Annotated in this window: 14 protein-coding genes and 1 pseudogene; 3 read left to right on the forward strand and 12 right to left on the reverse strand. The window is 49.3% G+C overall.

Features of this window, described 5'->3' with window-relative positions; all coding sequences use genetic code 11:
• Window positions 1-11 precede the first annotated feature (11 nt).
• From FMN52_RS02880 to FMN52_RS02905, 6 genes are read right to left on the reverse strand one after another with little or no spacing between them, the layout of a single operon-like run.
• Window positions 12-1,406 (reverse strand): O-antigen ligase family protein, encoded by a 1,395-nt coding sequence (locus FMN52_RS02880; protein WP_240339375.1) that lies wholly within the window; start codon window positions 1,404-1,406, stop codon window positions 12-14.
• The gene (locus tag FMN52_RS02885) at window positions 1,403-2,431 is read right to left on the reverse strand and encodes a polysaccharide deacetylase family protein (RefSeq protein ID WP_148607215.1); all 1,029 of its coding nucleotides are present in this window, start codon (window positions 2,429-2,431) and stop codon (window positions 1,403-1,405) included. The genes FMN52_RS02880 and FMN52_RS02885 overlap by 4 nt, the downstream gene beginning before the upstream one ends.
• The gene (locus FMN52_RS02890; protein WP_148607216.1) at window positions 2,431-3,567 is read right to left on the reverse strand and encodes a glycosyltransferase; all 1,137 of its coding nucleotides are present in this window, start codon (window positions 3,565-3,567) and stop codon (window positions 2,431-2,433) included. The genes FMN52_RS02885 and FMN52_RS02890 overlap by 1 nt, the downstream gene beginning before the upstream one ends.
• 42 nt (window positions 3,568-3,609) lie before the next feature.
• Window positions 3,610-4,494, reverse strand: a complete 885-nt coding sequence (locus FMN52_RS02895) for a glycosyltransferase (protein ID WP_148607217.1) — start codon at window positions 4,492-4,494, stop codon at window positions 3,610-3,612.
• Window positions 4,495-4,523: 29 nt separating this feature from the next.
• Window positions 4,524-5,795 carry a glycosyltransferase gene (locus tag FMN52_RS02900; RefSeq protein WP_148607218.1) on the reverse strand — a complete coding sequence of 424 codons (1,272 nt, stop codon included), beginning with the start codon at window positions 5,793-5,795 and terminating at the stop codon, window positions 4,524-4,526.
• Between the two features lie 35 nt (window positions 5,796-5,830).
• Window positions 5,831-7,189 (reverse strand): hypothetical protein, encoded by a 1,359-nt coding sequence (locus FMN52_RS02905; protein ID WP_148607219.1) that lies wholly within the window; start codon window positions 7,187-7,189, stop codon window positions 5,831-5,833.
• A 269-nt stretch (window positions 7,190-7,458) separates the two neighbouring features.
• Between FMN52_RS02905 and FMN52_RS02910 the strand changes: the two are divergent.
• The 3 genes and pseudogenes from FMN52_RS02910 (at window position 7,459) to FMN52_RS02920 (ending at window position 12,926) form a co-directional block, all read left to right on the forward strand.
• A pseudogene (locus FMN52_RS02910) lies at window positions 7,459-8,451 on the forward strand (IS3 family transposase).
• A 1,310-nt stretch (window positions 8,452-9,761) separates the two neighbouring features.
• Window positions 9,762-11,690, forward strand: coding sequence for an aminoacyl-tRNA hydrolase (gene pth / locus FMN52_RS02915; RefSeq protein WP_162525019.1), 1,929 nt, complete (start codon window positions 9,762-9,764; stop codon window positions 11,688-11,690).
• A gap of 42 nt (window positions 11,691-11,732) precedes the next feature.
• Entirely contained in the window at window positions 11,733-12,926 is a 1,194-nt protein-coding gene (locus tag FMN52_RS02920; protein WP_162525020.1) for a glycosyltransferase family 4 protein, read from the forward strand.
• 136 nt (window positions 12,927-13,062) lie between these two features.
• Here the strand turns inward: FMN52_RS02920 and FMN52_RS02925 are convergent, their stop codons facing one another.
• Genes FMN52_RS02925 through FMN52_RS02950 form a run of 6 tightly spaced genes read right to left on the reverse strand, consistent with a single transcriptional unit; the run spans window position 13,063 to window position 19,765 of the window.
• Window positions 13,063-14,166, reverse strand: coding sequence for a CapA family protein (locus tag FMN52_RS02925; RefSeq protein ID WP_148607222.1), 1,104 nt, complete (start codon window positions 14,164-14,166; stop codon window positions 13,063-13,065).
• Window positions 14,156-15,424 carry a CoF synthetase gene (locus tag FMN52_RS02930; RefSeq protein ID WP_148607223.1) on the reverse strand — a complete coding sequence of 423 codons (1,269 nt, stop codon included), beginning with the start codon at window positions 15,422-15,424 and terminating at the stop codon, window positions 14,156-14,158. The genes FMN52_RS02925 and FMN52_RS02930 overlap by 11 nt, the downstream gene beginning before the upstream one ends.
• Complete coding sequence (locus tag FMN52_RS02935) at window positions 15,421-16,548, reverse strand: glycosyltransferase (protein ID WP_148607224.1); 1,128 nt, start codon at window positions 16,546-16,548, stop codon at window positions 15,421-15,423. Before FMN52_RS02935 ends, FMN52_RS02930 begins: the two co-directional genes overlap by 4 nt.
• Entirely contained in the window at window positions 16,545-17,687 is a 1,143-nt protein-coding gene (locus tag FMN52_RS02940) for an acyltransferase (RefSeq protein WP_148607225.1), read from the reverse strand. The genes FMN52_RS02935 and FMN52_RS02940 overlap by 4 nt, the downstream gene beginning before the upstream one ends.
• A 3-nt stretch (window positions 17,688-17,690) precedes the next feature.
• A complete protein-coding gene (locus FMN52_RS02945) occupies window positions 17,691-18,848 on the reverse strand; it encodes a glycosyltransferase family 2 protein (protein ID WP_148607226.1) in 1,158 nt (385 codons plus the stop codon).
• A complete protein-coding gene (locus FMN52_RS02950) occupies window positions 18,842-19,765 on the reverse strand; it encodes an XrtA system polysaccharide deacetylase (RefSeq protein ID WP_148607227.1) in 924 nt (307 codons plus the stop codon). Before FMN52_RS02950 ends, FMN52_RS02945 begins: the two co-directional genes overlap by 7 nt.
• Window positions 19,766-19,778 lie beyond the last annotated feature (13 nt).

The raw sequence follows: 19,778 nt of genomic DNA on the forward strand, positions 1-19,778 counted from the left end.
CATCAGTGATTTTAGCGCAGTTTTTTAGCCAACGAATAGCCAGATCGCCTAGACGCGCTATCAAGTCGCCTATTGTTCACATGCTCCTTTTGCACAGATGTATTTTCAGGTTCGGAAAACCCACGGGTAACGATTCGCCCGAATGCGATCACCAACCCTCCCAACAGATACCAGTAATACTGCGACAGCCCCCAATAATTGATACTATAAACAGCGTACATCCAGAACACCGCAATAAAGGATTTATTTAGTCTTGAATAATAGGATTGCTCACCGATTTTCAGGGCTGCAAAGTGTGATCGTACTACGGAGAGCTTCCTAGCAATCTGATAGAGAAAACGAAGATAAATCACAAGGCCGATCAGGCCGAGTTCAATAATTAACTCAGCGTAAAGATTGTGGCTTGCCTGCGTTGATCCCCGCTTATGGAACTTTGCTTCTTGAGTGGTTCCAAGACCGTGGCCAACAACTGGTCGAGTTAGGCCCAGCTTTAACTCCCCAAGCATGCCTCGCCATCGCCCCTCCACAGAGGCTGCGCCTTTAGTATCGCTATCAACCAGCGACAAATACCGGTCCTTCTGAATAGGAGTCATCACGCTGAGCGCCCCCACGACAATCACAGAAGCCATCACAATGAGCCCCATCTTATGCCGCGACTCTTTGAACACAAGGAACGCAACAACCAACAGAGCAATAAATCCGCCTCTAGACATTGTCAGAATCAGCGCATACAGCATCGCTGGCATTACAGCCAGGTACAGAAATTTGGACTTCCATCCCAAGGGCCATAGTAGGTAATGAACAAACGGGGTTGCAGTAGCAATCACAAAACCTAGTTCATTCGGGTTGATCACATCTGCCGGCGCACCTGCGAGCCGATTCGCGAAATCTCCCCCCCCCAGATGAGTGGCGCTTCCCCAGTATCCTTGTGTGATATTAAGATACAGTGGTTCCAACACACGGAACACTTGGCAAAACACAAACACAGCAATGAACCATTTGAGGCGCTTTTCCGTGTCGATAATCAGGGCGGTGAAGAACAGGAACACAACGGCTTTAATGAAGGGGTCAATATTTTCGCGAATAACACTACCAGGCCATTCCACCAACGGCAGGCTGATGACAATGTAGCCAAACAACACAAAAATCGCTTTGAAAATAGGGTCCTCAAAACGGCCTTTCAGTTTGTCGCGCTGCAGAAACAATAAAAGGCTGATTGAGGCGACCGCCAGTAACGTAGGCCTGATGGCGCCGTACCCAGGAATTCGCGAGGAGAACCTAAGAAAAAAGTCCACAATAAAATACAGATACAGCACAAAGCTGAACTGGCTTACGATTTGGGTGTCCAGCTTTGCAAGAACGCTGTGTTTTGCCTGCTGACCTGAGGCCATCATTTCCTGTTTCATGCGGCAGAGACATCCGATTCAAGCCGATATTCACGCCGAACCCGGTGTCCCAACAATTCGACACCAGATACAGCCTTGTAAAACTGAAACATATCATCACCACTAACGTGCCTGCGCATCAGATATCTATCGCTGATACCTAGCGCATCGGGGAACGCGGTAACGGCCCCCCAAAAGCCCGCCTCCCGGACAAGGTCCGGGAGAAACTGCTGAAAGTCTGATGGTTGGCCGTTAGGGTAACAAAAGGTGCGTTCCCGCTGGCCCAGGTTCTGATTCAACGCATCACGGCACCCGAATATTTCATCCCTTGCCTGGCTTTTGGTAACGCGACCCAGGGATGGGTGGGTGACCGTGTGCCCGCCAACCTCAATGCCTGCCCGTTGCATTTCCTTCAGCTCATCCCAACTTAAAGGCGCAAAGGCTTCCGGAATTTCCGCAGGGATTGAAAGACCAAGCTCGCATGCTAAGGAAGATATGAATTCATGTTTGTCTTGATCTGGCAACGAAAGGCAGTGGTCAATCCATCGTTTCCAGAAATCACTTCGCCTACCGTCGTTAATTTCACCGGCTTTGACGGTAATCGATCCAAGACTGAATTCCCGGTTGATATGAGTTAGCTGTTCCAACATCCAGGTGATTTTGTCAGGCCAAAGCCACAGTCGTCTTTCTATAAACCCGGTTGTTGCGAATAAAGTTGCCGGCACGCCATAGCGTTGAAGAATTGGAAAGGCATGCTTATAAAAGTCTTGGTATCCATCATCCACAGTAATCACCACGGCGTGCGGAGGCATACGGCCATGCTCAAGATGATATTTCATCAGCTCAACCAGTGAATAAGAGTTGTAGCGCTCCCGAATATGCCTGACCTGCTGCTCAAAAAACTCGGGGCTCGCCCAGCCTTTCACCGGTGAGGCTGAAAAACGATGGTACATAAGAATACGGGGCTGATTTCTACATATCTGCCGCGCGAGCTCATATCCGCCCACAGGGCCGAGCTTACGGATTGATTTGGACAACAGCCCCATTACCTGAGACTCCCAGGCCGAATGAGCCCGTCATAAATATTCTGATGCTTTGCCACCATGCTCTCCATACTGAAACGCTCCCTGGCACTCCTTTGGGCATTTTCGCCGATAAACTGGCGCAAATAACTACTGTCACTCAGCGCCTCAAGGTGCTTTGTCAGCTCCGCAATATCTCCACAGCGATAAAGATACCCGGTTTCGCCATGCGCAATTGCCTCCGGGTTTCCTCCTACATTACTGCAAACGACCGGCAAGCCCGCCTGCATATATTCGATTATGGCATTAGAAAAGCCTTCGGACTCTGAACATAAAAGACCAATGTCCAGAGCTTTTAGGCAGGCTTGCACATCTGCTCTGGGACCCAGAAAATGAACCCTGTCAGCTATTCCCTGCTCCGAGGCCAGCAATTGAAGATCTGCCTGGTTGCCGCCTCCTATCAATGCCAGATGCAAATCGTGGCCTTTCTGATGAAGCCGACTGACAGCCAAAACGGCATCTTCCATGCGCTTGATTGGACGAATATTAGCCACGAGCCCGGCAAACACGGCCTTGGGATGCTTAAACCTAAGTGCTGCGAGGTCAGCCGGTAAACCGCCAGATGTTTCCGCCAATGCATAGCCATTATAAACTACATGGACCTGAGACGCGGAGAGCGGCTCGGCCTTTGTTGTCACCTGCCTCACCGCATTACTGTTTGTGATAGCAGCAGCAACAAACCGTCCGGATATGGCCAGCATTGCACGATAGACCGGTGTGTACCAGTAACCCATATCACGCCTGGAGATAATGGTTTTAATGCCATTCAACCGGAAGACGGGTGGGCAAACAACGGATGGATCGTTAAAAAACACGTGGGCAAGCCGGACGCCGGAAGTTCGAAACCTACGAGCCATTTTCCATAGTGCTGCCCACGTTGCAGGAGAAAATAACCGGGTCTGCCCCAGGACATGATAGTTGCAAGGAAAATCGTGTTCCTGAAGGTATTCAGAATCTCGAAATACCAGAAGAACGGGCTCAAACCTAGCCCTGTCCAAACCTTTAATCAGATTGAACATCTGGCCTTCCGTGCCTGCGTTAGGATTTCGGAAATGGTCAATAACAAAAAGTATTGGCTGGGGTACATCCTGTTGTGACATCAACTCTGCATCCTGCTAAAACACCACGCGCAAAGTTCGACTCTAAACCCGCTCACGGCCAAAAACAACAGACAGGGCACGAACCGGGTCCAAGGCGCCGGAGACGAAGAGATGGGGCAACGCCTTTGCTTTGCATCCATCTCTCCAATAGGTTTGCCCCAACCGAAAGTGGAGAACAGCTTTGCGCTTGCGGATAGTGCTACTTCGGTAGGGATATCGCAGACGAGCTCGATCTAGAATTTCCATGCCGGTTTTCCAGCGACGCTCTAAACCTTTAGCGCTAATGGAATCTCCATGCTTTCTATAATAAAAAGCCAGCTCAGGTAGATAAACGGTTTTGGTGGCCTCCATTATTCTTAACGCCATATCGTGATCTTGCCCTGCGCGGAAAGCTTCCTCAAAAAAACCAACCTTTTCCAATACCGATTTCCGAATCAGCGCTCCGCCCGGAAGTGCCATATAGCAATCCAGCAACAAAAAGTTCGGATCACCAGTCTCAGTGTGACCATTTGCAGGAACTTCAAACAAAAATGCACCACTCGCATCGACCGCATGCCCCTGCCCATAGACCATTCCAACGTCAGGGTTAGACTTGAGAAACCGGGCCTGATGTTGCAGCTTACCTTGAGCAAACATGTCATCACTGTCCAGGATTGCAACCAAATCTCCCTTTGCCTCGCGAAGGCCTAAATTCAAGGCAGCCGACTGGCCTCGATTGGCTCTTCCGGGGTGAGTCAGAAGTTTTATGGCTCCCAGATCGTGATGTTCTTTGAGAATCTCATAGGTGCCATCAGACGACCCATCGTCAACGACAAGCACCTCTGTATTCGGATAGTCCTGATTAAATACGGAAGCTAACGCCTCCCCAATATAAGATGCCCTGTTAAATGCAGGAATAATGACGGAAATTAGTGGAGGAGTTTCCATGTGAGTCGGTGCGATACCTCAATTACTAGTTACGGTAGCCAGATTTTAACGCCTTGATCCGCCAAGTACTCATAGTCGGGATTCAACCTGTCCATGGCGCCCTCATCAAAGTAATAAAAGCTAAGGCGCATACTGTAAAAAGGCTCAATGTCCTTAGTCCAGTTCAAGCCGTTCTCCACGGACCAGTCAGCAAGCATTTTATTTAACTTCCTGCAATTAGCCTCAGCACTGATAGATTCACGAGCGATTTGACGAACTTTATCGTGATCCTTGAACTCCATGAATTCCATGACTCGCTCCTGCAATTCCGAAACAGAGTCTACCAATGCACCTACCTCGGGATTTATAAGGCTTTTTGTGCCGATATGTGCATTCCTGAACATTACGACTGGAGTGCCAGACATCAATGCTTCTGCGACCGCTATAAAAGAACCTTCACGGTAGGACATTGCGCAGAAGATTTTTGCTCGCTGAAAATAGAGTCTGAGATCCTCCTGGGGTGGATCCTCGACGATCGTTACCCGGTCTGCCACTCCATAATCATCCGCCTCCTGCATTATACTGTCTGCAGTTCGAGTACCAAGGGGCACGCCAACGCATACTGCAGATACTGATTCAGGCATACCAGTTAACGCTTTAAACAACACCCAATGACGCTTGAATCCTGAAAAATTTGCAACCATCAGGCAATCTATATCACGCTCTAATGCCTCTTTCTCGAAAAAATTCGGATTCACCCAGCTAGCTGCATTGAAAGGAAGTGAGATGCAGTTTTTTCCCAATAAGCTAACAACTGCGCGCTCATGTTTATGGACAGGTAGAACAAATATCGGATTCTTCCGGTCACTATAAGTGGCTAACTTAAAAAGAGCTGGAGAGAATAGCCCCGTCCATGAGGGAATAAAAATAATATGATATCTCTCCTGGATCACAGACAAAATTCCAGCGTCAAGAATCTTATCCAACTGATTCTCGAATGAAACCAAAAAAAGGCCTTTTTCGCTTGGTGAGACATAAGGCTTAATAATGAAAGAATAACTTAAAGCTACGGGCTCATTGCTTTTCGCCGACTCTATATGGCAGTCGGCTGCTAGAGTAAGCGCTTGATCAACAAGTTTCTTTGCTAAGCCAGACTTTGGGAAATGAGAGATAACTTCGGATATAAGGCGTAATTTCTCGTCGTCATTGGCGTTGACCCGAGCGATGAAATGCTTGAGAAGGCTCCTCCATCCGGATAGATTGGCCTCCCTTGCGTAGTTGAGCACTTCCCTGTGCAGCTTCCTTGCAATATTACTACTCAAATCCGTCTCCTAATGTGAAACTCAAGCTTATAATCTCAATCAACCAATAACTGAATCCTCGACGGCGGAATCGGACACTCGTCCCCGGTACACAAAGGGAATCCCTTATTGTTAACTACACCATCGATATCAAAAACATAAACATACAATTCTTCGTCGAAACTCAAAGATCCCAGATTTACAGCGATCTCAATATCAGTATTACTCCATTCCACAGGTCGCTGCATTTCGTGGTGAGTAACGTCGGAATAATTACTTGCATTACCGATTGCTACTCTCTGAAGTGAATTATCTACATATATCTCAGATATCCAAGACTGCTGCAATTTGAGCTGCTTACCATCGGTACCCAATAGTGCCAGCGTAGGGCTATATTTTCCTTTATAAATAGCATCTGGTGAAAAATATTCTTCGCCCATAATCTTTCCGTTCTCACGGATTCTTAATAAGCCCTTCTCAGTATCAATCTCATACTCAAGATGGACCCACTCATTCGACTCAAGACCAAGACGATAATACATTCGCGCAGACTCAGCGTAGGCATCGTGCAAAGCTACCGAAGAACGTATACCGTCAATTCCGTCCGGGTCATCCCAGATCCTGGCCAGCTTGGAACCCGGCATTTCGTATCCGTAACCTGATCCGCCCCGCGACTCTGAAGGGAAAATAGTCGTAGCACCAGAACTGACTCCTTTTATCGCCACACCCCTCAAGTCATTTGCATTCCTGTGACTATAAAGCGCCGCGTTATGTAAGCCGTCTTCATCGACGCCGGCATAGACTCCTCTAGACTTATCCCCAGTGAGGCCCTCAATAACCAACTCTTCGCCGACTTCAAATTCTCCTGTTTGACTGTCAGGCGAAAACCTCCAGTAATAAGTTGAATGATATCTATTCTTGTACCACCAACTAACGTATAACTGAGGGATATCAACAGGAGTGTCCCATCCAGCCGCCCCCCCGTATGCGACTGGTCTGCCGACCCACGCCTTCTCTCCCTCTAAAAAATATAATGCGCTAGAGTTCTGATGGCGCGTTGTGGTTTCGGTAGAGTACAAGAAACTACTTGTACTGGTTGCCCAAATAGCATCGGGATCGCCGGTAAGTCCCATCGGGATCCGCGACATCTCACCTAAGCCCGAATTTGGTTCTACTCTCTTCCCGTACTCAAAAGCCTGATCGACATAATCAACAAGCACAGGAGAAGCATTTGCTTTAGAACCAAATCCACTCCCTAAAATCTTAATTCTCGATCCTTGGTCAATTCTTTCGCCTTCTAAGAGCGAAACTTGGGAAATTAGGGGTTCTGCTACGGCAACTGAAACTCCGCCAAGTAAAACCACGCTCAGGAGTAAACATGACGCTCTACTCATTATGTGGATTTGATTAACCATTTTTCACTCCGCAAAAACCTGTATAAGTTTCAACCATACTCTTATCGCCATATTTTACGTAGACACTGTTCTACAGGTTGCAAATAGCATCAAAATTTTACCTCCAGTCACGTTACATTCTACGATATTTTTTCCTAGATTTCCTGATTCAACAGCAGCTAGATTCGACACAAGATACTTTACTAACCCGTTTGACCCTGCCCCTTAGTTTCAGTCCATTTAGAGCTGGAAAATCCGGCATGACAGAGCCTTGAGCAGAAGATCATGGAATGAAACGATCCCATTACACCGTAGAGCAGATAGCGCTTGCCCTGAAGCAAGCGGAACTGGGGACGCCCGTCCGGAAGACTGTCGCAAGATAGGCGTCTCGGACGCCACATTCTTCAACTGGCGCAAGAAGTACGGCGGCCTGAGCCCTCGGAGCTGAAGCGCCTGAAGAGGCTGGTGGCCGACATGAGCCTGTACAAGGCCGTGCTTCAAGATGTGCTGGCAAAAAAGCACTGAGACCGCCCCGTAAACGCCAATTGGTGGCTGAAACAGCGATATGGGTTTGCGAGCGCGAGGCGTGTTCGGCCGTGCAATTTTCCCGGGCGTCCTATCGATATCAGTCGGTGGCGAGAGACTCATCTGCGTTGTCAATTACCATCCGTGTGATCACTCTCATGCGGCTTCACGTGTACGTTCAGCCGCAACGAGAGGGTTGGGGCGATAACCATAAGCGGGTCTACCGACTTTGCCGTGACCACTGGCGCTCGCTCCATGTCAAGCGGCCAAAGCGCAACAAGGCAGCCAGGAACCCGCAGCTACTTCAGCAGACCAATCATCCCAACCACATCTGTGGCATGGACTTTGTGTTGGATGCGCTTTTTGATGCGCCGCCGATTTCGCCTGCTAACGATCATTGACCTGTTTACCCGGGAGTGCCTTGACATTGTGGTCGGACAAAGCCCAAAGGGGCAGGATGCCCAGGAAGCCCTGACAACGATTTGCACGCTTTCGGGGTAGCCCAGACGTGCTCAAGACCGACAACGGTTCGGAGTTTGCCGGCAAGGTTATGAATCGCTGGGCGAATGAGCGAAAGATTGAAATCGACTTCTCGCGACCTTGAAAGCCGACCGACAATGCGACGGTGGAATCCTTCAATGGACGACTCCGGCAGGAGTGTCTGAACGAAGGCCGGTTCTTTTCATTGGCGGACGCCAGAGAGAATCGAGGCGCGGAGGACCTTCTGGAAACAAGTCCGACCCCATTCCCCACTGTAGTGGTCCACGCCCTCTGACTACGACAGGAAACATACGGCTTCCCTACGAAAAAAGCACCAACCGGAGCCGGATTTTTCCAACTCTGGGTGGACCTAATACGGGGTCAGGGTCAGTTTTGCGAGGGGCACATTGTGACTATACTCCGTATGTGCAGGCATTACCGCACTAAGGTGTCTTTGCGCTTTTTGCCCAACACCACAGCTCGTAACACCGACGACTGAGGAATACGAGCAGATCCAACAGACTTCAAGGGAATTTTCTAGATCAATGAAATACAGGATTTGTTTACCAACTCACAAGTACTCATCAGATTATAGTTTCAGTTACTATTAAAGACGCGGCTAACGCCTCGTTCGGTGGAATGTGTTGTCGCTAAGGAAGGCACGGCCTACCGATTATTCATGTACTGAGCAAAACGAGGATGGAGATGAGAGGTACAGATGAGACAGTGCATCTTTTGTGGACAGGTGGATGGGATTCGACTTACAGGCTTTTATACCTTTTACGGGAGGGGAGAAAGGTTCAACCGCACTACATCATTGATCCAAGCAGACCGTCGTCGGGTCATGAACTTCGTGCGATGAAGACGATAAGCGATAGTATTGATAGAAACATTGAACAGCTACCGGGAACCCTGTTACCAGCTGAGATTTCTAGAAAAACATCTTCCGTGCAATGTAAGAAAGTCCAAGAAGCCTATAACGCCATCGTTCAGGAAATGTACATCGGTGAGCAATATATGTGGCTGGCAGATTACTGTGAGATACGGGGCATTAAGGGAATGGAGATAGGGATAGAGCAAAACCCCATCATCTTGAAGGCAGTCAATTCAACTGGATATCCCTACACCGAAATATTCGGAAAATTTTCCTTCCCCATCCTCTCTACTAGCAAATTAGAAATGAAAGAGTGGGCCGAAACTACCGGGATTTCGCCAATTTTAGACCTGACCTGGTTCTGTCATACGCCGACCGCAACCGGGGAGCCATGCGGGAAATGCCATCCCTGTGAAGTCACCATTAATGGGGGAATGGCTTACAGGCTGCCTTTGAGGTCTCGGATTAGATATCACTTTAGAGTTATACCAAGAGTCCGATCCCTAGTTAAGAAATTCCCGAGTTTCTATTACATTTTGTACAGCTTCAAACACAACAAATAGGTGATGGTTAGTATCATATTTGAATGTACAGCCTGCCGGCGGGATAGGCTATCCTTTAGGTTAACGACCCACTTACGATCAGGCACCACATAAGCAAGGCTACGTGGATTTCAAGCCGATCCGGCCCGAGTTTCAAAGGAGTGAAATGTCAATGATCCGTCGTATTCGGGAGGTGGCGTGGACCTACGTCTTCAAGTCGGCCCGCTTTAGTGGGCATCTCTTCCGGTTTTGGATAGCGTTTTTCTATAGCAAAAGGCTCAAGAATGTCTGCTTCATAGGCATTACCGGAAGCGCCGGGAAAACCACGGTTAAAGACCTCTCCGCAAGCATTCTTGGTGCAACTGCAGAGTGTTACAGCACTCCAAGATCAATGAATTATCCTGACGGCATTGCCAAAATTTTGCTCAGCGTCAAACCCCGAAACAAATACTGTGTTCTAGAAGTATCGGGAGGCAACCCCGGCGACCTGGATAGGCCACTTCGTTTGTTTACGCCCACCATATCCGTTCTCACACTAGTAGCACGGGACCACTTCAAAGCCCATAAGAGCTTACAAGCTATTGCAAGGGAAAAGGGCAAGCTGATTTCGGCTCTGCCCGCAGACGGTGTGGCGGTCCTGAACATTGACGACCCGCTTGTAAGGTCCATTGGTGAAGACTGTAACCGGCAAGTTATCTGGGTCGGAAAATCGGAAGGCGCGATTTTAAGGCTTGTTTCGGCGCGATCCAGATGGCCAAAGCCACTCATGCTTGACGTCGGATATGAAGGCGATATCCACGAGGTAAGAACAAGCCTTTACGGAAAACACCTTGCCTTGTCAGTCATTTCAGCTTTGGGAGTTGGTTTGGCTGCGGGCATACCACTAACAAAGGCAATATCTGCTGTTGCTGAAGTCAGACCACCCGAAGGAAGAATGGAAATCGTAACGAATGAGAACGGCGTAACATTCTTGCGAGATGACTGGAAAGCGCCCCATTGGTCGTTCCCTGCGCCTCTCGAATTTATGGCCGAGGCAGAAGCTCAAAGAAAAATCCTTGTTATCGGCACCCTTTCTGATTATTCCTTATCCGCATCCAAACTCTACCCCAAAGTAGCCAGGCAAGCGCTTGAGGTGGGCGACATTGTTATTTTCGTAGGCCCCCACGCACCGAGGGCAGCGAAGGCCAAGCGTGATACGGGTGCTGAAAACCTTCATGCTTTCAGCGAAATACGCGATGCAGCCATATTTCTGAACAGTCTTCTTGAACCCGGGGATCTGGTGCTTCTTAAGGGCTCAAACAAAGCAGATCATCTGGTGAGGCTGATGTACCACTGGCAAAGCCCGGTCAGTTGCTGGTTGAGCCAGTGCGGAATTCAGGACTTTTGCGGTGATTGCCCCAGATTGTACAAGCCGATGCCTTCCGACGCGGGAACTTCTGCAGAGGCTGAAAATACTCCTGAACTTGCTTCTATTCCGCTAACAGGTAGCAATTCAGAGCGGACAGTTATGGTGGGGTTGGGTAATCCAGGCGCGGAATATGAGAACACACCTCACAATGCCGGGTATCGAGTTCTCAATCGGATGGCGGCCAGGGCCAACGTATCGTGGGTTTCTTACCCGGAAGGACTGGGGTGCGACGTGGCTATCGCAGGAAAAACAGTAAGCTTGTTTAAGCCTGCGGCAAAAATGAACAACAGTGGCCCTCCAACCTTGCAGTTCCTCATTCGCAATGGCGCGGTTATAAACAACTGCTTGGTTGTCCATGATGAAATGGACCTCACCCTGGGCCAGGCAAGGCTCAAACAGGGAGGCGGTGACGCCGGGCACAGAGGTTTGAAGTCTATTATTGCAGCACTTGGCTCCCATGACTTCAAGAGGCTCCGGATCGGCGTGCGGGGTGCCAACGAGACGAAAGCCACTTCGACCTCTGTACTTCAGCCCTTTGCTGCCTCTGACAAACAGGCCCTCGAAACAGGCATTGATCGAGCGATAGCCTTGCTGATGGATGAGCTGAAAAACTCCGATATACCAGTTTCAAATATTGCATATTCTGACCAAAAAACTAACAATGCTGAAAAATCGAATCTGCACAAACAATGACTTACTAATGTACAGCTTTCCGAATGGATGGTTCTAACCAAAATGGAAGTACTGATTGTATACAAGGAAGACTATCCGTGGGATGTACGGGTAGAGAAACTTGCACTCGCACTCAAGGGTGACGGGCACAACGTTACCGTACTTGCACGCAATAGGGATCAGTTATCCACGATAGACGAAAGAGATGGAATTGCCATTCGTCGGCTGCCAGTAACTCGAAGATTTCCGACAGTTGTTCAGGTGGCCGTCAACCTGCCTTTTTGGTTCAACCCGTTTTGGTTATGGCTACTATTCAAGTCGTCCAGGAGTATGAAAGGAAACCGAGGCGTAATAATTGTCCGGGATCTCCCCCTTGTAAAAGCCGGGATAATAGTCGCTAAATTTCGAAAATCGAAAATGGTTTTCGATATGGCCGAATGCTATCCGGAAATGTATGAATCCGCTGCAAAGTTTTCTAATAGGTCACTAACAACAAGAATACTTAAAAGTCCATGGTTTGCTAAACAGTATGAACGGAACGTAGTGGGCATGGTAGACCACATACTAGTTATGATTCAGGAATCAAAAGACCGGCTGATATCAATGGGGGTAGATGAAGAAAACATATCGATTGTCAGCAATACGCCCTCGATAGATAAATTTAAGGGAAAAATACATGAGCATAACGGAAATCAACTTAGAATTGTGTATGTCGGCTTCCTGTCGAAACTCAGGGGCCTTGACCTGCTAATCGAAGGTGCTGCGCAGTATATAAAAACCCGCGAGTCCACCGACGCTATTCGTATAGATATCATAGGTAAGGGAGAACAGAGAGAACGATTAATCGCGCTGAGCAATGAACTTGGAATAGGTGAAAGCGTCAAAATTCATGGGTGGCTGGATCAGGACGAAGTAGACGAGTTGATGTCCTTAGCTAACGTCGGTGCCCTTACCTATCGCGTCTGCGGGCATTGGAACCACACGATACCCAATAAAATATTTGACTATATGCTAGCTGGTTTACCCGTGCTGGCCACGGAGGTCATTCCTATAGCACGTATATTAAAAGAAACTAATAGTGGGGTGATATGCAAAGACCTCGACTCAGTAGATATTGCAGAAAAACTGGTTCTTTTACGTGACCCGCACAAAAGAAGTTTCTTAGGCGAAAACGGCCGAAACGCTATCAAGTCAAAATACAACTGGGAGAATGACACAAAAATTTTGAGAGAAATTATAAACGACCTCCACCAATGATGGCGTTCGTCATCGCTCTGCCGAAATAATCGGAACAACCGAAAGCTAACTCTCTGAATCTCCCGATGGACACCAATGTAGTATTATTTAACCCTTAACTATTCGGACTATTATTAATCGGCCACAAGCCAACAACTCAGGTTCCGGTTATTCGCCTATAGCAGGTCCGGAGGAACGATTGAATAATAATCCCAAGCGGATATCGATAGATATTCCTCAGAAAATACCTGTATTTCCGGGGTCTGACAGTGGCCAGATTAGCCTTATATCGGGCCCGATACTCTTCCGGAGGCATCTTGATGATTGTATCAACGCTATGATCTCCAAAGGCCAATAGTTTCCTCACAGCGGCAGCCTGTTCCTGATTAGCCTTTCTCGGAAGAAATTTAGAATCAATATAAACCGGCCTGAAATCAACCTTTGGCGAGCCACCTTCAGGAATGGTAATTAATGCGACTACAGTCGGCTTCGTTTCCGGATGCCATAGATCAAACAGAAAATTACCGAGGCTATAGATGATCAAACCATTTTTATAGTATTCGAAAGGCTGTAGAACGTGCGGATGATGCCCTAGTATTACGTCTGCCCCTGCATCTACCAGTTTTCGACCTAGCTCTATTTGCTCGGGCCCTGGGTAGTCAAGGTATTCCAAACCCCAGTGCATAGAAACTATGATGGCGCCATCCACTTCCTTCCTGAAGCCCTCGACCTCTGAAATTATTGCATCAACCGACGCTCTATGGCTGTAAGGAATATCATCTTTGTTCCACTCTTCCGGCCTTATGGAGTAGCCAAGAAACACGTTGCGTCTGCCTGACTTCTCGAATACATAGGGAATGGTTTTTTTGGAATGCTCGTCGTCAACGCCAATCGATTCGATGCCCAATTCCTTTAGGTTGGCGACTGTGTCGTTAAAGGCAGCCGTGCCATGCTGTAGCGCATGATTGTTGGCGACGGTGAGAAGATTAAACCCTGCTTCTTTTAGAGTAGCGAGTGCACTGGGCTCGCCACGCATCTCATAAGAAGCCAGTTTTCCTGGCTTTAAGCCAACATCCGATGCCACCGTTTCAAGATTGCCAGTCACAATGTCGACATTAGCCCAATACTCTCTGACATCAGAACATAGATCAACGCCATGAGAGGCTATGGTCTTTCTCATTCCATGGCCAACACAAACAGGATGATCCCCCAGCGATATATCACCCACTGCTGCGATGGTAAGTGCTGTTTCAAGCGTCATGATTTGGTTCCATTGCCTGAATAAAATAACCTTTCTTTACGGATGACTCTGGAGCTATCTTTTCGCCAGCAGGTATGACGTCAACAGGCTTGCCAACCACATCGTAAAGATACCCGGAAATGTACCTGGACAGATCTTGCCGACCCTTTTTAGGGCTGATAGATGTCTCCAGTTCAAAACGCCCATACTCGTATTGGTACACCGTGAACTCAAATACCTCATCCGATACTGATTGGTAACGGTCCACCGCCCGGGCAAACTCCAGCGCATGGAATTTTTCATTTTTCGACAAAAAGGCAAAGCGGTTTATAGAACGACCTTCTAACTGATGAATGAATTCGGGGCTTCCCAGAAGGGGGCATTCTGTCGATTCCAAACTGACGTAGTCTCCCAGCTCATAACGGACCAGACTCTGGGATGTTCTGGATACATCAGTCACTATGCATCCTTTGTCTTCAGCATTCTCAACCAGCACCCAAGGATTGACAAGATGGCGGTGGCCGTCGATACACTCGAATGCAATAACGTCAAACTCCGTCGAACCATATTCTTCAGCTACTGGCGCCCTGAAAACTCTGGATATATAAGCCTTTTGGGCTGGAAGAACAGATTCCGCCGTGCATATCACGCATTTCGGAGGCTCAAACTCCATCTCCATGCCATCAAGAATTTGGGCCGCTTCGAGTAACAAAGACGCATAACCGTACAGATAATCCGGCTTCCAGCTTAACAGCGCTGCCACTTCATTCTTTGCTTCAGGACCTACCGGATGAAAAACCCGCCTGTTCATTACAAAGTTCTTGAGCCGGGATTTGATGCCGGCTTCTGGTCTGCCCCACAACCTCGCCTCTCGCTGACCCAGTTTTAAGCCATAGTGCCGGAAGCAGTAATCACGAACGGCCAGCATTCTGGCCAGCTCTTTTCTGTCAAGTGAGACTTGTGTGGGCTCCCCGGTTGTGCCTGCGGTATGGCGGCCAAACCTCGATTTTCCTCCATTCCTCTGCTTCTGCGCGGATTGATTGCGGAGTTGCGTCTTGTCTAATGATGGCGATGATTCCAAAGCTCCCAGACTGTTTACCTCTACGCCAGCCGAATTCAATGGGCCAATGCGAGCCAACAACCGGTTCAGACTCTTGGCCCTGACTTCTTTGCTGAAGCTCCATAGTTGCTCGACTTCCTTTCTGTAACGGGTGATGGGCAGCCCCATTGCCAGGAACAATAGTCGGGTCAGGAGAAACCGGGGCCAACGGATAATCATGGTGTACCGAGAACCCTTTCGTAGAATTCAAGGTAGCTGGCCGCCATTGCTGCAGAAGAGAAATCTTTGACCACTGCTTCATACGCCCATTCTGTTCTGAGGCGGGATCGTTCTTCGTCATTTATTGTCTGTTCAACAGCTCCGGCAATAGTGGATGGCTCCAGGTCCCTAAGGAGCTTACCGCCCTTTCCATCTCCCAGAACCTTCGGTATTTCGCCAACGGCGGAGGCAACTACAGGAACCTTTAACGATATGGCCTCAAGCAGAGTGATTGGCAACCCCTCTGTCAGGGAAGGCATGACCAGCACCTGGGACTGCCTGAGCAGCGCAGGCACGGTGCTGCAGTATCCGGGCATGAGCACATCGTCCTGAATATCCAGCTCGGCAATCAACGCCTCCAACTGATGTCGGAGCTTACCCTCGCCAACAATCACCAGGCCTGAAGTTGGGGAGTGTTTTCTGAACTCCGAAAAGGCTGAAATCAGCCGGTCGAAACCTTTCTCCCGGGAAAGCCTTCCAACCCCAAGAATCACGGATTCATGCTTGTCGAGGAAGGATTTGAATGGCTCATCCAGTAAACTCAGGGATGAGTCCTGAAGTTCTGAAATTTCCAATCCATTTGGAATAGTGATGACTTCGCCATTCGAGAGTTTTCCTGGCAACTCCTTCTTCATTGCCTCACCGACAAGGACCACCCCCTTCATACGGCGGATCGCGAAGCGATCAAGAGATTCGTAGACCCACATCTTCGAATACCGGGGGGCATGGACGTATCCATGTAAAGTAGTAACTATTGGTAAACCTCTGACTTTTTCCGGAAGCGCACCCAGCAGAACGTTGAACTTGAAGCCGTGAGAATGAAGTAGCTGGTATTTATTGGCCAGAGCCCAATTCCGGATCGTCCAGGATGCCTTCATATTGAAACCGGGCTTCATTCTCCATTCAGTAACGGGCAAACCCAATTTCTTTGCCTCAGCCTCTATAGCTTTTTCACCCACTTGAGGCTCACCAGCACTTAAAATCATGGGCTCGAGGCCCTGTTTCAGCTGTTCCTTTACCAGGCTCAGAAGCATCTTCTCAGCGCCGTACAAGCCTCCGCTGTCTATCAGGTGGAGGATCTTCAACTCGACCTCCCTCTATCAAATTCTCTGGGAATGTCATCGCGGGTGTTGACTACAGTACTTTCCTGATTGGATACGCCCCTGGCTTTTTCATATTTATGTTTAAGAGAGAGAAAACGTTTTTCTAACAAATGGTAAGAGAGTGCCGCTAAGGCACAACTGATGAAGATACCTGCAATGAGTTGCAAAGATTCAGGCAAAAAGTTCAGTTTATTGCCCGCCTGGATACCCCACATATGCCATAAGTATATGGGATAGCTGATCAGCCCTAGATAGACCGCCACAGGGTGATTGAGCCAGCCCCAAAATCGGCCCTGGCTCAATCGCATCAGTTGGATTAGCAATACTGCCAGCAATAGCGCATCCAGAGTAAAAGCCGGACCATACGCATAGTCACTACCGGGCACTTGGCGAGATACGGTAAGCAGCCCTAAGGTAATCAATGGCATCCAGAACTGACTGCTTACCCGATCTGCGAATTCCAGACAACGCCTTTTCTCAAGCAGAAAGGCCATCGCGCAACCAATCGCGAGATTATCAAAGCGAGTGTCAAACGCGTTATAAGCGTAAGAGGTTCCAAAATCCAGTATAGAAAAGCTGTAAGTTCTCCAGGCCATAACCATGAGGCTTACAATAAACAGAAAACCGATAACGAAGTTTCGACCCCGCTTTATCAGAAACATAAACACCATAGGCCACAAAAGGTAGAACTGCTCCTCAATGGCCAGTGACCAAAGGTGGGCCAATGACGAACTGGAATGCCCTTCCAGCGCATTGTGATAGTTCATCAGATAGAAAAGGCCGGGCAATATGACTTCCTTGATATCATCATTGCCTCGAAAAAGATCCCAGCTGATCGATGCAAAGAGAAAGGCGTAGTAAGCCGGAAATATTCTGAGTGAGCGTCGCATGTAAAAATCACGAAGCGATATGCGGCCGGCTTTCTCGTATTCTTTCAGCAACAACCAGGTGATCAGAAAGCCGCTTAGCACGAAAAACCCGGCCACGCCGTGGCGGGCTGAAAAGAACGACCCAACGCCAGAATGGGCCAGTACAACCGCCATAACCGCAATCATCCGGAAGCCATCGAGGCCCGGAAGCTTTCTCGACGCTAGAACGCTGTCCAGTTTAGGCAAGTCCACAAACTAACCCTTCCTTGGATTCCAGATCACCTTCTTCTCTCCCTTCAAAAAGGCAATGCTCGCTTTGTACGAAGCGACATTAAGAAGCATGAAGTAGTAAGGGATTGAATAAATCGCAGACAGCGATTGACCACCCGCTTCCCGCTTGTGCCCCGTCCAGGCGAGGGCCAGGAAGATAACCAGGCCCAGAAATGCCAAAGTGTATATGCCCCTTACAGGCGCCAGTAGCAGTGTTGCCAATGTTAGCGTCGCCAAAGGTATGAAGGCTGCATAGCGAAGCAATTTGTGAGAGATCAACTGCCAGGCAAACACCGGGTCACGGAATGGGTTCATCAGATGGCGCATGTCTTTAAGGGCCCACAAGGCGCGCAGGCTAACCCTCACCCGCATGCTGAATTCGCTATCGCCGTCGTTCAGTGCTTCTTCTTTCAGCAAAGCCTGCGGCTCGTAAACCACGCGGTAGCCCTGTTCAACCACTTTCAATGGCTGTACAAAATCCGGCAACTGGTCAGCGCGCAGGGGCTGGTAAAGCGTTTTGCGCATACCGTCGATACCGCCGTCCACACCTACCACTGAGCCAATGCTGGTTTCCTGTTCGCGCAGCCAGTTCTCGTACTTCATGTAGGCGCTACAGCCATCCCCCACCAATGAGCCGTCTTCATTTACATAGACCATCTTGCCGGTAACGTAGCCCACTTTCGGGTCCGCGAAGTTGCTGCAGAGCTTGCTGACGGCATGGGTATCCCACTGAGAGTTGGCATCGGAGAACAGAATAATCTCGCCGGTGGTTTCCGTAACCAGAATGTTCAGGCCGGCGGTTTTGCCCTGTCGTGATACTTGTCGGAAGAGGCGGATGGGAAGGCGGGAAGAGCTTGCCACGCGCTCTATGATGTCGTCGGTGCCGTCATCGGATTCGTCCGAGATGACCAGGATTTCAAGCTTGTCGGATGGGTAATCCAGTTCCAGTTTGTTCCGCAGGGTGGCTTCAATGTCTTGTGCTTCGTTGTAGGCGGCTATCAGTATCGAAACCTTAGGCTGGTGTTCGGTGCTTGTATTCACGGGATTCGGGCGCAGCCTGGCTAAAGCCCTTGCCATCAGCGGGTAACCGAAATAAATGTAAAAAAGCAGAATCAGGGACAGCCAGAACAGTGCGACTAGCATGGTGATGAAAATTCCATTTTCTCTTGGCCGGTGGTTCCCGGCTGCTCCGTTTCCAGCAGTTGCTGGTTTTTCAACACATCGCCCATGGCGGTAAACCGAAAATGACCCAGCAACTGGTCCAGCCGCTGTTCGCAAACCTCCAGGTTGTTGTAGTGACGGAAGCGTGAGAACCATTTTACGTCCAGCCTTGGCTGGCCCGGATCTACCTCCCAGGGGTGGAGGTAGAAGACGAATGGCTGGCCCTGGCGGTTGATGCTACCCAGCCCCCAGCGGCTGAACCAATACGGGAAAAGGCGGAAATAGCCGCCACCGGCGATTGGAAGCGTGTATCCGGGAAACTTCAGTGTGCTCAGGGGGAACTCGGCCAGCTCATAGCCCTTATCGGTGGTCAGGCGGTGGGGCCAACGCGGGGTACCCGGCATGCCGTAGCGGTCATGGTGCACAGGGAATATCGATGAGTCCCACACAAACCCTTCCTCGGCCAGTATATCCAGGGCCCAGCGTGACTGGCTGGTGATGGAATAACTGGCTGCGCGGTAACCGGTAATGGGCTCACCTGTTATATCCTCGAGTATCTGCTTTGAGCGGCGGGTTTCCTCACGGAATACCTCGGGGGTCTGGTTATAGATCAGCTGATGGCTGTAACCGTGGCTGGCGACTTCGTGTCCTGCTTTCTGGATGTCGCGAACCAGTTGGGGCGATTTCTCCGCCACCCAGCCCAGTGTAAAGAAGGTTGCACGAGTGCTGTGCTTGTCCAGCAACTCTAATAAGCGGTAGGTGTTAGCCTCAACCCGGTACTCCATGGAATGCCAGTCAGCACGATCAACCGCTTCGGCAAGGGCTGCCACCTGGAAGTAGTCTTCCACATCAATCGTGAGTGCGTTGACTTTCCCGGTGCTATTCGGATCGTTCGTCATCACCACGTCCGCC

Origin of the sequence: Marinobacter sp. BW6, from assembly GCF_008107725.1 — a bacterium.
In the GTDB taxonomy this organism is placed as follows: domain Bacteria; phylum Pseudomonadota; class Gammaproteobacteria; order Pseudomonadales; family Oleiphilaceae; genus Marinobacter.

What these genes read in the sequence shown, in the direction of transcription:
- FMN52_RS02925 (WP_148607222.1), bottom strand. Translation starts at nt 14,166, where the DNA reads ATGACGCTTGAAACAGCACTTACCATCGCAGCAGTGGGTGATATATCG.
- FMN52_RS02920 (WP_162525020.1), top strand. Translation starts at nt 11,733, where the DNA reads ATGGAAGTACTGATTGTATACAAGGAAGACTATCCGTGGGATGTACGG.
- FMN52_RS02930 (WP_148607223.1), bottom strand. Translation starts at nt 15,424, where the DNA reads ATGATTATCCGTTGGCCCCGGTTTCTCCTGACCCGACTATTGTTCCTG.
- FMN52_RS02950 (WP_148607227.1), bottom strand. Translation starts at nt 19,765, where the DNA reads ATGACGAACGATCCGAATAGCACCGGGAAAGTCAACGCACTCACGATT.
- FMN52_RS02880 (WP_240339375.1), bottom strand. Translation starts at nt 1,406, where the DNA reads ATGAAACAGGAAATGATGGCCTCAGGTCAGCAGGCAAAACACAGCGTT.
- FMN52_RS02885 (WP_148607215.1), bottom strand. Translation starts at nt 2,431, where the DNA reads ATGGGGCTGTTGTCCAAATCAATCCGTAAGCTCGGCCCTGTGGGCGGA.
- FMN52_RS02890 (WP_148607216.1), bottom strand. Translation starts at nt 3,567, where the DNA reads ATGTCACAACAGGATGTACCCCAGCCAATACTTTTTGTTATTGACCAT.
- FMN52_RS02905 (WP_148607219.1), bottom strand. Translation starts at nt 7,189, where the DNA reads ATGGTTAATCAAATCCACATAATGAGTAGAGCGTCATGTTTACTCCTG.
- pth (WP_162525019.1), top strand. Translation starts at nt 9,762, where the DNA reads ATGATCCGTCGTATTCGGGAGGTGGCGTGGACCTACGTCTTCAAGTCG.
- FMN52_RS02945 (WP_148607226.1), bottom strand. Translation starts at nt 18,848, where the DNA reads ATGCTAGTCGCACTGTTCTGGCTGTCCCTGATTCTGCTTTTTTACATT.
- FMN52_RS02895 (WP_148607217.1), bottom strand. Translation starts at nt 4,494, where the DNA reads ATGGAAACTCCTCCACTAATTTCCGTCATTATTCCTGCATTTAACAGG.